Origin of the sequence: Picosynechococcus sp. PCC 7003, assembly GCF_001693255.1 — a bacterium.
In the GTDB taxonomy this organism is placed as follows: Bacteria; Cyanobacteriota; Cyanobacteriia; order Cyanobacteriales; family MRBY01; genus MRBY01.
The window spans coordinates 1,104,896-1,119,308 of the sequence record NZ_CP016474.1; the positions used below are offsets into that span (position 1 = coordinate 1,104,896).

Below are 14,413 nucleotides of genomic sequence, written 5' to 3' on the forward strand. Positions count from 1 at the left end.
AAAAAATGCTGAATAGGCTCAAAATAATATTTTTTGATTTTAACTAGCTGGTAGAAACCGAAATATCATTTTTACTATTATTAAACATTGGCAACCTGACAGTAAAAGTCGTTCCTTTATTGATACGGCTGGACACGTGAATACTACCCCCAAGCAGATCCACAAACTGCTTAACAATACTTAGCCCTAGTCCTGTACCAGGAATATTACTGGTATTACAACCGCGATGAAAAGGTTCAAAAAGATATTTACGATCTTTCAAGGCAATGCCAATTCCTTCATCTTGGACTTTGATAATTAATATTTGTTTCCATTTTCTTAAGCTCAACGTAATTGCGCCGCTCTCGTGGGTGTAGCGAATTGCATTGCCAAGTAAATTACCTAAAATTGAGTATAGTAAACGTTCATCGAGCTCAGTGATAATCGAAGGACTGGGGCAAATCAATTTAATGGGATGGGGCTGACGAATAAACTCTCCTTCTTCCAATAGCTGACGGCAAAATGTGACCACGTCAAATTTTGTGCGGTTAACTTCTAGAACTTTCGCCTCAATCCTGCCAATTACTAAAATATCGTCAATGATTTGGGTCATGCGCTCAACATTTGTATTGATGTTGGAAAGATAGCCTGCCTTTTCTGCTACTGAAAGATGGGTATCGTAACGTTTAAGGGAAGAAACAGAAAGGGTGATGTTATTGAGGGGATTGCGAAATTCATGGCAAACCATTGTGATGAAACGCGAGCGCATTTCATTCAGTTCCCTTAACTGTTGATTTGCCCGTTGCAACTTTTGGGTCCGCTCTTGAATTTTTTGCTCTAAATCTTCATTGGCCTGCTCGAGAATTTTTTCTGCCCAGCGCCGCTGGCTAATGTCTTGAAACGTGACAACGGCCCCAACTAGAGTTCCATCTTCATCTTTCATGGGTGTACTAATATATTCCACCGGAAAACTGGTGCCATCTTTGCGCCAAAATACGTCAGAAATTACTCGATGGGTACTACCATCTTTGAGAGCCGCATAAATCGGACAATCTTCACGGGGGTAAGGCGAACCATCCACATGGGAATGGTGTAATACCGTATGCATTGACTTCCCAACCAACTCTGTCACTGGCCAGTCAATCATCTTAGCGGCGGCGGGATTAACAAAAGTCACATTGCCATCTAAATCAAGGCCATAAACTCCTTCACCAACGGCATTTAAAATGAGTTGGTGCTGGCGACGGAGCTGTTTTAATTCTTGGGCAAATGGTCTAGACAAGAAACGTTATTATCCTCGACATCAGTACAGTAGAGAGTATTATGACTGACTTTATCGCTCGATTACCATCACTCCTTGAACCAACTAAGGCTTACGTGAATCAATGGGCTAATTACCGCTTGTAGATGATGGGAACGCTGAAAATATTGCATCTATTCAGGAGAATTAATCAATCCGGGATGATCCAGGGGGCGATCGCCAGGGGCATCCCAGAAAAACCGCCGTTCTAATTCTGCAATGGGTTTATCGTTAATGCTGGCTTCTCGACGGCGCATCAAACCTGCTTTATCAAATTCCCAATTTTCATTGCCATAGGCGCGATACCACTGCCCCGCATCGTCCTGCCATTCGTACTGAAAGCGTACTGCAATGCGGTTTTCGCCAAATGCCCACATTTCCTTGACGAGGCGATAGTTTAATTCCTTGTCCCATTTACGTTGCAGAAATTCGCGAATTTTTTCTCGACCTCGGAAGACTTCTGCCCGATTCCGCCAAAAACTATCTTCTGTATAGGCCAGACAGACTCGATCTGGGTCACGGCTATTCCAAGCATTTTCTGCTATCCGCACTTTGGCGATCGCCGTTTCCCTAGTGAAAGGGGGAACAAGAGGTGTAGACATCATTAAAACTCCCGAAAAACGAATTCAATCATGATTAATTTATTCCCGAAATATTGCCGAAAAAAGGGTCACCAGTTCAGAACCAGTAACCCATCATTTCCATGCAAATCAACCTATTTAAGCGTTGTGCAATCTACCACTTCTTGTAGGGGAGGAACTTACCGCACATGGTGACTTGAACGCGATCGCCTTTGGGATCTTCGACCTTATCCACATCGAGCGTAAAATCAATCGCACTCATGATGCCATCACCAAACTTATCGTGCACAACCGCCTTAATGGGCATCCCGTAAACCTGCATGATCTCGTAGAAACGATAGATCAGCGGATCCGTCGGAATCACAGGCTCAAGGGACCCCTTCAAAGGACATTCCGTGAGCGGTTCAATTAAAGACTCATCTGCACCAATCGCTTGCACAATCTTGGTTGCTTCTTCCAAAGAGGCACTGGCTTGACGGTAAATCACAGAGGCAATCCAGACCTCATCACAACCGACTTTTGCCTCTAAATCAGCAAAGCTCAGCCCCGCTGCCTTTTTCGCTGCCAACAACTTTTCGGTAACTGCAGAAATTGCCATGGAATGACTCCTCTTATGCTTTTGATGAATAGTGTGAATAGATAATCAATCAGTTTTAGTCGAGGCGATCGCCCCCGATGATTTCGGAAAAATCCAAAGGCGATCGCCCGGACAAGGAAGCGTTAAGCCCCAACCCTGGCAGCCTCAACTGCCCTCGTTTCGCGAAATAGATGACTTTCCATCTCTACCTTGAGATCGTGGTAAGCCGGATATTGATCCAACTCCTCACGATTGCGGGGACGGGGGAAAGGCACATCCAAGATCTCATCCACTCGAGCCGCAGGACCACGGGTCATCATAATGATGCGATCAGAAAGCAATAGAGCCTCATCAATGCTGTGGGTAATCATGATCACCGTTTTCCGCTCCCGTTCCCAGATGCGTTCAATCTCATCCTGCAAGAACCCACGGGTAAGCGCATCCAAGGCGCCGAATGGTTCATCCATCAACAAAATTTGCGGATTAATCGCCAGCGCCCGAGCAATCCCGACCCGCTGTTTCATCCCCCCCGAAATTTGGTGCGGATACTTTTTCTCAGCACCCCGCAAACCCACTAATTGGATATGCTCTTTGATCGTGCGTTGGATCTGCTTTTTCGGCATCTGCGGATAGACCGTTTCCACCGCAAAATAGAGATTGTCCTCTACCGTCATCCAAGGCATTAGCGCATAACTTTGAAACACCATGCCCCGGTCTGGCCCCGGCCCCTGAATCGGCATCCCATTCAACCGAATTTCCCCAGAAGTCACAGAGGAGAGACCCGCAATCATATCTAGCAACGTGGATTTACCACAGCCAGAAGGGCCAATAATCGAGACAAAAGTATTGGGTTCGATATCAAGACTAATGTCCTCAATCGCCACATAATCCTTTGACTTTTTTCCAGTCACCTTACCCAATAAACTTTGTTGACCGTGGAAGACCTTTGTTACGTTACGAATCGACAGTTGCGCCGTATCAGAAAAAGTATCTTCCGGGGTAAGGGGAGTTGCGTAATTCACAGGAGTAACACTCATTATTTACGACCAAATGCAACAAACTTTTCGACAGCCGCAAAGCAACTATCTAGAATCAAACCGACCAAACCGATGATGAAAATCGCCACCAAAATATTCGGGATATAGAGGTTATTCCACTCGTTCCAGATGAAGTAACCCAAACCAGTCCCCAGCAACATTTCCGCAGCAACAATGACCAGCCAAGCGATCCCCATACTGATGCGTAATCCAGCCAAAATATTGGGTAATGCCGCTGGAATAATTACCTTAAAAATAGTGCGGAGCCGAGAGGCACCAAGAGTTTTTGCCACATTAAGGTATTCTTTGCTGACATTGGCGACCCCAAAGGACGTATTAATCAGCGTTGGCCAAATACTCGAAATGAAAATAATAAAGACACCGGTCTGTTCCGAATCCCGCAGGATATAGAGTCCTAGGGGCAGCCATGCTAAGGGGGAAATTGGTTTAAGGAGTTGAATGTAGGGATTAAAACCCTTCCTTGCCACCGGGGAAATGCCAATCAAAATCCCAAGGGGCACGGCAACAACAGAGGCTGCAACATAACCGATCGCCACCCGGCGGAGACTAATTAACAAATTCCAGCCGATCCCAAGATCGTTAGGGCCATTGTCAAAGAAAGGATTGGTCACCCACCACCACAATTCCTGGATGGTTTTCGTTGCGGTGGGAACCCCTTTCGCAAATAGTTCTGCCCGTGCACCAATCTCCCAGAAGCCAAGGAAAACAGCGAGCGAAACAATAAACAACAGAACAGCTCGGACATTTTCGTTTTGAAAAAAGGATTCCTCTGGTCTACTGTAAATGGACTTCGGTAAGGGTTTATTTAAGGATTTACTACTGATTGCCATCTTGTTTGCTCCTGACTTTATACGCCATATTCTTCAATTTGTTGTTCGACATAGGCGGCAGGATCCGCAGGATCGAAGGTATCGAATTTCAGGGTTTCTTCCCGGTAAATTTCTGTGGGCACTTCTTGACCTAATTCTGTGGCAAGTTCCCGGGCGAGATCCGTGAGGAAGACGTCTGTACCAACGGTGTCATAGCCCTTTTCGGGAATAATCTGGGGCGCTAAACCATCCCCTTGGAGATCCCACCGCACAAGCTGGGAGGAAATCCAGTTGGCAAAACTCTGCCAAGGATAGGGATCAAAGCCAATCCTGTCGGGAATGTCGAGGCTGTTGCCATTGCCATCATCAAATTTTCCGGTGAGGACTGCTTCGACGACTTCCACGGGCTGGTTCAGGAAGGCACGCTCAGAGATCGCGGCGGCAATTTCGGGGCGATTTTCGGGAACCTGAGCATAGGCTGCAGCTTCGATGATGGATTTATTGAGGGCACGGAAGGTGTTAGGGTTCGCATCGATCCACTGATCACTAGCGGCAAAGGCGCAACAGGGGTGTCCTGGCCAGATTTCCTTGGTGAGCATATGAATAAAGCCTGCTCCTTCGTAGACCGCCCGCTGATTAAAGGGATCAGGCATCAGGTATGCATCGATATCACCGGCAACGAGCTGGGCGATGCTGTCTGGTGGGGGAACGGGACGAATTTGCACATCGACATCGGGATCAATGCCACCTGTCGCGAGGTAGTAACGCAGTAACAGGTTGTGCATGGAGTAGGGGAAAGGAACCCCAATGGTGAATCCTCTAAAATCGGCCGGCCCATTCACTTGACCTTTGTAACGTTCGGCAACGGTAATCGCCTGCCCGTTAATGTTCTCAATGCTGGCAAGTTTTACGCCAAAGGCGGCGGAACCTAGACCGAGGGTCATGGCGATGGGCATGGGCGCAAGCATGTGGTACGCGTCCAATTCTCCGGCGATCGCCGAATCTCTGACTGCCCCCCAACTGGGCATTTTGACGACCTTGGCATTAAAACCATACTTTTCATAAAAGCCCAAAGGCTCAGACATAATAATGGGCGTCGCACAGGTAATGGGAATAAAACCAATCTGTAAATCAGTTTTCTCTAAATTGCCCACTGGTGCGTCTGCTGGGGTGTCTTCCGCAGGAGGCGTTGTATCCTGACCACAACTCGCCAAACTCACAAGTGCAGCGCCGACAGCCATATTCCGCAGAAATTCTCGACGGGTCTGTTGGCTACTGCGAATTGAGTCGGCAAAAAATAGACCAGCTTGGGGGCCAAAGGCCGCCGCAAAAGCATTTTCCATGCCACCGGCCTGCTTACAGAGGGCCAAGATAAGCTTTTCTCGCTTTGGATCACTGCGACCAATACGCTTCAAAAATAAAGTTTTTCTCAGTTCGTAGGCATTGACTCCTTCTGCCGCCCGCAACTGATTCTCTTTATAAATCCCCATTTTTACGAGGTCATCAACCATGTCTACAGGATCTTGGGGCATTGTCTGCATAAACTGCCAATGATCATTCATGCCATGGTATTTGCCGCAAACATGACACAAAGACTGTAAGTTTGATCGCCCGTGACCGAGAGAGCCGGAACTTCCAAGGCCCTGTAAAGTCTGCTGTGCTGAAATCAGAGTCATAACTTATATCTACCCAAAAACTAACGACTTAAACATTCAAAATTCTGTGGTTTTGAAAGCGCCCTAAAACTCAGAAGATCACCTTTTTCCATAAAGATTTGACATTCATAATATCAGTCACTTTTTTAAAAGGCATTAGATTTTTTTTTGAAAAAATGACATTTTTTTAGGGTATTTTTTTGACTCCCCTGATATTTTGATTTTTTTGTTAAATCAATTACAGAAAGGTCTTTTTTAGGGATGTTATGCTGCGTTAGTTTTTGTAAAATAACGATGCCGATGACTCACGGAGAGGTGAGCTACAATTGCTCAGAACGCCAATTGAGGGGTGTTTTTCCGTGGAATCGCCGGAATTGGTTGGTAAAGTAGCCGGCATCATGGTAGCCACATAACTCTGCAATTTTGTGGATTGGCTTATTTGTATTTTTCAATAATTTTCGAGCCTGTAGCATGCGCCTAGCGATAATCCATTGCTTCACTGTATAGCCAGTTTCTTTCTGAACTAAATTGCTCAGGTATGAAGAAGAGTAACCAACTTCTTCTGCGATGGCCTTGATTTTAATCGGTTGATGGTAATGATCTTCAATAAAATCAAAAGCTCGATTTAAATTGCTGGAGTAGGGAAAAGAAAAATCGCGATCGATATCTGTTAATGGAAAGTTGATTTCGACATCAACAGAAGCAACGGTTTTGTTTTTTTTTGAGTCTAGGTGGTGATTTTTGATCGTCTCTTGCTGCCGTTTTAGCCGAACATTAATCGCCCCTAAAAATTGTTCAACCGTGCAGGGCTTGGTCAGGTAATCGTCCGCTCCCAGCTGCATGCCATAGCGAAGCTCTGCCATGGTCACTTTTGCAGTTAGAAAAATAAAAGGGATCGCTGTTGTTTTAGGTGAACGGCGTATTTTTGACAATACAAAGTAACCATCCATGTCAGGCATGAGAATGTCACAAACAATTAAATTGGGTTGTTCGTTTAATGCTAGTTCAATCCCATCTAAAGCATTACTTGCAGCACAGGTTTTAAAGCCCTCAAATTCTAGGCATTTAAGGAAAACATTACGGGTTTCTGCTTCATCTTCAATAATCAAAATTTTCGTCATTGCCTTATTGTTTCCAAAAATTGATCATTTATGCTGGCAAGTGGAGCACCCTATATTCTAGGGTTTAGATCGCAAACTGATATTGTTTTGTCGTCCAGATACAGTCACTGCATTCGACTTAAGTTTTATTAGCCTTTAATTGTGGTCAGCTTGATGTATCCCGCTATACAAAATAGGGGCGATCGCCATTATCAACTTGAAAAAGCATTGTTGAATCACGCCTTGAAGTGCTGTGTGACCGTTCCGTACTCGCTACTTTGATCAGCAGGTGATTATGGTTCAGTGGTGTAATAATAAAGTCAAAGATGCTCCAGCATTCTGGGTAACATCGATGGCGATCGCAATCTAGTTCTAAGGCGAGTGGAGCCGATAATCACGAAGCACAAAAGCTCATCACAATAAACAAATAAAACGATTACGATTGAGGTATAAAGTGAGACAAGGCACGGTTGCGGCTTTTGTGCGCTACACTACAATATTAAGAATTATTACATTAGTTTCGATAAGACGAGGTTTTTACCATGGCAGCTCCAGAACCCACCGTTAAGCCCAATCTCGAAGATCCCAAGTTTGGCTTCAATCTCTATTCTGAAAAGCTCAATGGCCGGGCGGCGATGATTGGGATCATTATTGCGATCGCCATCGAATTACTGACCAAAGAAGGTGTCCTGAGCTGGTTGGGGTTGATCTAAGGCCGCTGACCAATTCTTTGTTTATTGAGTCTGGGTCTTCCTCGCCATTGTGGGGAAGATTTTTTTCGTTTTTAATAAGAATCCCCGGCCCCAGGGATCATCACCGCTATTTTTTTCAGTAACTGCCATGCTTCGTCTTACGGAAATCAAACTGCCCCTCGACCACAGCCCGGAGGCGATCGCCCAGGCCATTTGCCAGAAGTTGAAAATTCAGCCGGACGACCTACTCGAGTACCAAATTTTTAAGCGCAGCTACGACGCCCGCAAAAAGAGCAATATTTACCTCGTCTACATCTTTGATGTGCGCACCACCAAGGATCAAGCTCTACTGAAACGCTTCAAAAAAGATCCCCACGTACTCCCCACCCCAGACATGAGCTACAAAATGGTGGCCCAGGCACCAGAAGATTGTGAGACACGACCCATCGTCATTGGCATGGGGCCTTGCGGGATGTTTGCGGGGTTAATGCTGGCAAAAATGGGCTTTCGGCCTATCGTATTAGAACGAGGCAAAACCGTTAACGAGCGCACCAAAGACACCTTTAATTTCTGGAAAAAGAAAGGGGACTTTAACCCCGAATCCAACGCCCAGTTCGGGGAAGGGGGCGCAGGTACATTTTCCGATGGGAAGCTTTATAGTCAAGTGCGCGATCGCCACCATTACAAACGCAAAGTCCTCGAAGAATTCGTCGCCGCCGGCGCTAACCCCGAAATTCTCTACATCGCCAAGCCCCACATCGGCACCTTCAAACTTGTCGGCATCGTTCAAAGCATCCGCAAAACCATCGAATCTCTCGGCGGCGAAATTCGCTTTCAAAGCAAAGTCAAAACCCTCGAACTGGAAAACCATCAGGTTAAAGGCGTCACCCTCGAAAATGGCGAATTTATTCCCAGTTCCCATGTGGTGCTAGCCATGGGCCACAGTGCGCGGGATACTTTCCAAATGCTCCATGACCAGGGCGTTTACATCGAACCCAAACCCTTTTCCATTGGCTTCCGCATCGAACATCCCCAACCCCTCATCGATGAATGTCGCTACGGGGAATTTGCTGGCAATAAAATCCTGGGCGCCGCCGATTACAAGCTCGTGCACCATTGTCAAAATGGGCGATCGGTCTATAGCTTTTGTATGTGTCCGGGGGGCTTAGTCATTGGGGCCACCTCCGAGGCAGGTAAAGTTGTCACCAATGGCATGAGCCAATATTCCCGCAACGAACGCAACGCCAATGCGGGGATCGTCGTCGGCATTACTCCAGAAACAGATTTTCCAGGCCATCCTTTAGCTGGGATCGATCTCCAGCGACAGTTAGAAGCCAGAGCCTTTGAACTGGGTGGCGGCGATTACAGTGCGCCGGGCCAATTGGTGGGGGATTTCCTGGCAGGTCGTTCTTCTGAGTTCTTGGGCAAGGTTAAGCCTTCCTATGCACCGGGGGTCAAGTTAACGGATCTCAGCACCGCGCTTCCGGACTATGCCATCGAAGCCATTCGGGAAGCTCTACCTGCCTTTGACAAACAAATTCAAGGGTTTGCCATGGCCGAGGCGATGTTAACGGGAGTAGAAACGCGCACCTCTTCGCCAATCCGCGTTAAACGGGGCAAAAATTACCAGAGTATTAATACCCAGGGCCTCTATCCTGCGGGGGAGGGAGCCGGCTATGCGGGGGGCATTCTCTCGGCGGCCATTGATGGGGTCAAAGTGGCAGAGGCGATCGCCTTGAATCTTGTTTGCTGATAATTCAGTGAAATCGCGCTTTTTTTCCTAAGGTATCTCCACTACACTGGTACTACAATTTTCGATATTTTGCCTCATTCCGAGGGCAGATATCTGGGTGCATCTTAAATTTAAGGGGATAAGCGACGATTATGACTCGGGCAACTAGTACGACAGACATGGAAGTTACCAGCATTCGCCTAGAGCGCAAACTGAAAGATAAACTCAAGGAACTCGCCGGGAACCAAGGATACCAGGCCCTAATCCGCGATATTCTCTGGAACTACGTCAATCACAACTCAGGGGAATATCGTCCCCAGTTTAGCGAAGCAGATATTCGGGCAACCCTTGAGGCGATCGCCCAAAAAGATGAAACCTGCGCCCTTACGGGTAAACGTATCCAAACCGGTGAAACCATGTTTCTCGGCCTCACCATCCACGGCGATTTTGTTCCCCTAAGTCCGGCTGTCGATCTGCCCAATCCTTAGGTCTACTCCGCCTCAGCGGCAACGGTCAGATACGTTTCTTCGAGCAAAAAAGACCCCCGTTCAAACTTAACTACCCAATAACCACCAGGGCGGCGATCGCCAAGGGTACCGACCTCTCCCACCGCTAACAAATCCGCCGGACGTAGCATCGGCATCGGATCTGCTGTCTTGAGAAAAGGAGGTAACTGGGCCAACTTTACCTGGGCCCCTTGCTTAAATTCGGCCATGATTTTTTTTGCTAACCCCTGTAACAACACCACTGCAAATCTTATCAGGAAAAAAACAAAACCCCCTACCACTCAGGCAAGGGGAATTTATTTATCTCAACTTTCGGAATGCGGTAAAGACTAGGCCACACTAAAGAAAATCACAAAACCCAGCACCGCCCCAAACACAATGAGCGCATAGAACTGGACACGACCATTTTCAATATATTTCAAGCCTTCCCCACTCAGGAGAGTGGCGATCCCCGTCAGGTTTACGGCCCCATCGACGACGCGATAGTCCACCTCCAGGATTTGTCGGGCCACACGCCGGGTACCCATCACAAAAACATTGTTGTAAATATCGTCGAAGTACCATTTGTTCAAAGACAGTTGGTACAACACCGGGAATTTTTCAGCCAAACTCGCCGGATCAATTTTTCGCTGGAGATACATCAGCGAGGCAATGGTAATACCAATGAGGGCGATCCCCACAGAATTACCACCCATGATCAAAAATTCTGTCAATTCAAAACCATGTTCAGCGGCCTCTGCTGTTTCATTGGGAGAAAAGACAAAGGCTTCAAAGCGATTGCCCCAAGGAACTCCCAGCAAACCAATCAACACCGACGGAACCGCCAAAGCCATCAACGGAAAAGTCATCGTTAAAGGAGACTCGTGGGGCTTAGAGCCATGGTGGCCTTCTTCGGGGGCTTGACCTGCCGCAGTCAGGAGTTTTCCTTGCAGTTGATGATCCGTACCACGAAACTCCCCTTCAAAGGTCAGGAAGTACATCCGGAACATGTAAAAAGCGGTCATGCCAGCGGTGGCCCAACCAATGAACCAGAGCACTGGATTGGCTTCAAATGCCAGGCCTAAAATTTCGTCTTTCGACCAGAAACCAGCAAAGGGCGGGATCCCACAGATAGCGAGGGTGCCAACTAAAAACGTTGTGGCGGTGATGGGCATATACTTCCGTAGTCCACCCATCAGGCGCATATCCTGGGCTAGTACGGCGTTATGGCCGACGACCTCTTCCATGCCATGGATCACAGAACCAGAGCCCAAGAAAAGCATCGCTTTAAAGTAGGCATGGGTCATTAGGTGGAACAGACCAGCGGTATAGCCACCGATCCCCATCGCCATCACCATATAGCCCAATTGGGACATGGTGGAATAGGCAAGACCTTTTTTAATGTCGTTTTGGGTCAAGGCAATGGTTGCCCCCAGAAAAGCGGTGGTTGCCCCCGTCCAGGCAATGACATTCATCGCTTCTGGGATCGGCTCAAACACAGGATACATCCGCGCGACGAGAAATACCCCAGCAGCAACCATGGTCGCAGCGTGGATCAAGGCGGAAATGGGGGTCGGCCCTTCCATGGCGTCCGGGAGCCACACATGGAGGGGAAATTGAGCGGATTTAGCCACAGGGCCAAGGAAAACGAGTACGGCAAAGACAATGGCCAGGAGGGAACTAATTTGCCCCGTCGAGACGAGATCCACGAGGCGATCGCCCATCAGATCAAACTCAAAACTGCCCGTGGCCCAGTAGAGACCGAGCATCCCCAGCAAGAGACCAAAATCGCCGACACGGTTTGTGACAAAGGCCTTTTGGCAAGCCTCTGCCGCCGCTTTGCGGTCGTACCAGAAACCAATCAGGAGGTAGGAGCACATCCCCACCAGTTCCCAGAAAATATAAACCTGCACCAGATTTGGGCTAAAAACCAGGCCCAACATCGACGAGCTAAAAATGCTCAAATAAGCATAGAAACGGACATAACCCGGATCGTGGGCCATATAACCATCGGTATAGATCATCACCAGCAAAGCCACCGTGGTGACGATCACCGACATCAAGGCACTCAGGTGATCCACGGTATAGCCCATCTGCAGATGAAAGTCGCCTGCCGCTGCCCATTCTAGGGTGTAGGTAAAGGCTTCATGACCCTGAATTTGACTCCAGAGTAGCCCAAAAGAAAGGGCCATTGAAGTGCCAATGAGCGACAGAACAAATACCGCATTGAGTTGCCGTAGCTTGTTCGTGAATTTGTTTAAGGAGATTAAGCCGATCCCGATGATCATTGCCCCTAACAGAGGCAGCACCGGAATCAACCATGCATATTGATAAAGCGGTTCCATTACGAATGCCTAGGATTCTTGCTTTCTAAGTTACACATCCATTGATGTCAAATTTCCCAATAAATTCTGGGTGACAGCACACAGTTGACCAAGGGCATTTTTCGGAATTGCTTGGGGAGAGTTGCTCTGTTTGGGCTGTTCTAAATAGACACCAATGGTCAAAGAGTTTCGCCCCTCATTGTGACATATCCCCCTAAATCTTCAACGGATTGCCGCCGTTTGATTACTTTTTACTATCACAATTCCCCATCAGAGGCGATCGCCTTGTTCTAATCCATTTCAAAAAAATCTAAAAAAAACCGAAAAAGATTGCCTCTATGAAGATCCCCTTACAAAGCCCCAGGAAGAATGCAACAGCCATCACAAAACCCCCGTAGAAACTTTCTTAAGATGTACCTCCAAACCTTCTTCACTCACAATCTCTCCCTGACTAACGCCTAAGAACTTAGTTCGGTAGAGATAGTGTTTCCAGTAGCCTAGTTACCCCAATTCCCATACCTCAGAATCGGTTACACTTCCCGCCCCGTTCAGTAAACCATGGGCAGCACAATGATAGTCTAAATGGAGTAAAGCCCTTATAATCTTGACTCTAAAGCGGGAAAAAGCGGTTTGTACCGACGATCCACCCCCTTTAAGATCAAAAAAACTGATAAATCAAAAATAATTGGGAAACTGCACATAATGTACGGTATCACTAGCACAGCAAACTCTACTGGAAATCAATCCTACGCCAATCGTCTGTTTATCTACGAAGTTGTTGGTCTGGGTGGCGACGGTCGTAACGAAAACGCCCTCGTTCGGAAAAGTGGCACCACATTCATTACCGTGCCCTATGCCAGAATGAACCAGGAAATGCAACGCATTACCAAACTGGGAGGCAAAATCGTTAGCATCCGTCCCGCAGAAGATGCGGCCCAGATTGTGAGTGAAGGCCAGTCCTCCGCCCAAGCATCTGCACAATCTCCTATGGCTTCTTCGACAAAAATCGTTCACCCCAAAACCACCGACACCTCGGTTCCCGTTAACATCTATCGTCCGAAAACCCCCTTCCTCGGCAAATGTATTGAAAACTACGAACTCGTTGACGAAGGCGGTAGCGGCACCGTGCGTCACGTTACCTTCGATATTTCCGAAGGCGATCTGCGTTATCTAGAAGGTCAAAGTATCGGGATTATTCCTCCCGGTGAAGACAAAAACGGGAAACCCCACAAGCTCAGACTCTATTCCATTGCTTCTACCCGTCACGGCGACATGGAAGACAACAAGACCGTCTCCCTCTGTGTCCGTCAGCTTGAATATCAAGATCCCGAATCCGGCGAAACAGTTTATGGTGTTTGCTCCACCTATCTCTGTAACCTCCCGGTTGGCACAGATGACGTCAAGATCACTGGCCCCGTTGGGAAAGAAATGCTGCTTCCCGATGACGAAGACGCAACTGTGATCATGCTCGCTACCGGTACTGGAATTGCGCCTTTCCGGGCTTTCCTCTGGCGGATGTTCAAAGAGCAGCACGAAGACTACAAATTCAAAGGCAAGGCGTGGCTCATTTTCGGTGTTCCCTACACTGCTAATATCCTCTACAAAGACGACTTCGAGAAAATGGCCGCGGAAAATCCCGACAACTTCCGCTTAACCTACGCCATTAGTCGCGAACAGAAGACCGCCGATGGTGGCAAAGTTTATGTCCAAAGCCGTGTCAGTGAATATGCAGATGAACTCTTTGAGATGATTCAAAAGCCCAACACCCACGTTTATATGTGTGGTCTCAAGGGCATGCAACCCCCCATTGACGAAACCTTTACCGCCGAAGCAGAGAAGCGTGGCCTCAATTGGGAAGAAATGCGCCGCTCCATGAAGAAAGAACACCGTTGGCATGTGGAAGTTTACTAAAAACATTGCCGCGAGCTTCTGCTAGTCACACTATCGTGCAATTTCAGCAAGTTAATGTCTGCCCTGGGAGCCACTATGGTTTGTCAGGGCTTTTTTCTTAGAAGAGAAATCTTTCTAGAAAACCTGGTAAAAATAGGCAGCTCATCCAGAGAATTCACCTTTAATCCCCAAAGTGAAGGGGATATTTATAAAATTGAAGGTAACAAAATC

14 protein-coding genes are annotated in these 14,413 nt (G+C 47.4%); 4 read left to right on the forward strand and 10 right to left on the reverse strand.

Annotation, left to right across the window (positions count from 1 at the left end):
- Positions 1–43 precede the first annotated feature (43 nt).
- The 7 genes from AWQ21_RS05320 to AWQ21_RS05350 all read right to left on the reverse strand — a co-directional run bounded on the left by AWQ21_RS05320 (position 44) and on the right by AWQ21_RS05350 (position 7,080).
- Positions 44–1,261: a PAS domain-containing sensor histidine kinase gene (locus AWQ21_RS05320; RefSeq protein WP_065713639.1), complete on the reverse strand. Its 1,218-nt coding sequence runs from the start codon at positions 1,259–1,261 to the stop codon at positions 44–46.
- 152 nt (positions 1,262–1,413) lie between these two features.
- A complete protein-coding gene (locus AWQ21_RS05325) occupies positions 1,414–1,884 on the reverse strand; it encodes a DUF1348 family protein (protein ID WP_315862238.1) in 471 nt (156 codons plus the stop codon).
- Between the two features lie 130 nt (positions 1,885–2,014).
- Entirely contained in the window at positions 2,015–2,458 is a 444-nt protein-coding gene (gene cynS / locus AWQ21_RS05330; protein WP_065713641.1) for a cyanase, read from the reverse strand.
- A 122-nt stretch (positions 2,459–2,580) separates the two neighbouring features.
- The gene (locus tag AWQ21_RS05335; protein WP_065713642.1) at positions 2,581–3,474 is read right to left on the reverse strand and encodes an ABC transporter ATP-binding protein; all 894 of its coding nucleotides are present in this window, start codon (positions 3,472–3,474) and stop codon (positions 2,581–2,583) included.
- Complete coding sequence (ntrB, locus tag AWQ21_RS05340; protein ID WP_083997968.1) at positions 3,474–4,325, reverse strand: nitrate ABC transporter permease; 852 nt, start codon at positions 4,323–4,325, stop codon at positions 3,474–3,476. Before ntrB ends, AWQ21_RS05335 begins: the two co-directional genes overlap by 1 nt.
- Positions 4,326–4,342: 17 nt before the next feature.
- On the reverse strand, positions 4,343–5,980 hold the full coding sequence (locus AWQ21_RS05345; protein ID WP_065713643.1) for an ABC transporter substrate-binding protein: 1,638 nt from the start codon (positions 5,978–5,980) through the stop codon (positions 4,343–4,345).
- 299 nt (positions 5,981–6,279) lie between these two features.
- The gene (locus AWQ21_RS05350) at positions 6,280–7,080 is read right to left on the reverse strand and encodes a response regulator (RefSeq protein WP_065713644.1); all 801 of its coding nucleotides are present in this window, start codon (positions 7,078–7,080) and stop codon (positions 6,280–6,282) included.
- Between the two features lie 521 nt (positions 7,081–7,601).
- Between AWQ21_RS05350 and AWQ21_RS16380 the strand changes: the two genes are divergently transcribed.
- From AWQ21_RS16380 to AWQ21_RS05360, 3 genes are all read left to right on the forward strand, one after another.
- Positions 7,602–7,772 (forward strand): hypothetical protein, encoded by a 171-nt coding sequence (locus AWQ21_RS16380; protein ID WP_024544650.1) that lies wholly within the window; start codon positions 7,602–7,604, stop codon positions 7,770–7,772.
- Between the two features lie 127 nt (positions 7,773–7,899).
- Complete coding sequence (locus AWQ21_RS05355) at positions 7,900–9,504, forward strand: NAD(P)/FAD-dependent oxidoreductase (protein WP_065713645.1); 1,605 nt, start codon at positions 7,900–7,902, stop codon at positions 9,502–9,504.
- A gap of 131 nt (positions 9,505–9,635) precedes the next feature.
- Entirely contained in the window at positions 9,636–9,971 is a 336-nt protein-coding gene (locus tag AWQ21_RS05360) for a hypothetical protein (RefSeq protein WP_065713646.1), read from the forward strand.
- Between the two features lie 2 nt (positions 9,972–9,973).
- On the opposite strand, the gene sipA is transcribed toward AWQ21_RS05360, so the two are convergent.
- The 3 genes from sipA to AWQ21_RS16615 all read right to left on the reverse strand — a co-directional run bounded on the left by sipA (position 9,974) and on the right by AWQ21_RS16615 (position 12,475).
- Positions 9,974–10,198 (reverse strand): regulatory protein SipA, encoded by a 225-nt coding sequence (sipA, locus tag AWQ21_RS05365; protein WP_065713647.1) that lies wholly within the window; start codon positions 10,196–10,198, stop codon positions 9,974–9,976.
- Between the two features lie 120 nt (positions 10,199–10,318).
- A complete protein-coding gene (locus tag AWQ21_RS05370) occupies positions 10,319–12,313 on the reverse strand; it encodes an NAD(P)H-quinone oxidoreductase subunit 5 (protein WP_065713648.1) in 1,995 nt (664 codons plus the stop codon).
- A gap of 30 nt (positions 12,314–12,343) precedes the next feature.
- On the reverse strand, positions 12,344–12,475 hold the full coding sequence (locus AWQ21_RS16615; RefSeq protein ID WP_254903390.1) for a hypothetical protein: 132 nt from the start codon (positions 12,473–12,475) through the stop codon (positions 12,344–12,346).
- A gap of 519 nt (positions 12,476–12,994) precedes the next feature.
- Between AWQ21_RS16615 and petH the strand changes: the two genes are divergently transcribed.
- A complete protein-coding gene (gene petH, locus AWQ21_RS05375; RefSeq protein WP_065713649.1) occupies positions 12,995–14,203 on the forward strand; it encodes a ferredoxin--NADP reductase in 1,209 nt (402 codons plus the stop codon).
- The last annotated feature ends 210 nt before the right edge of the window (positions 14,204–14,413 follow it).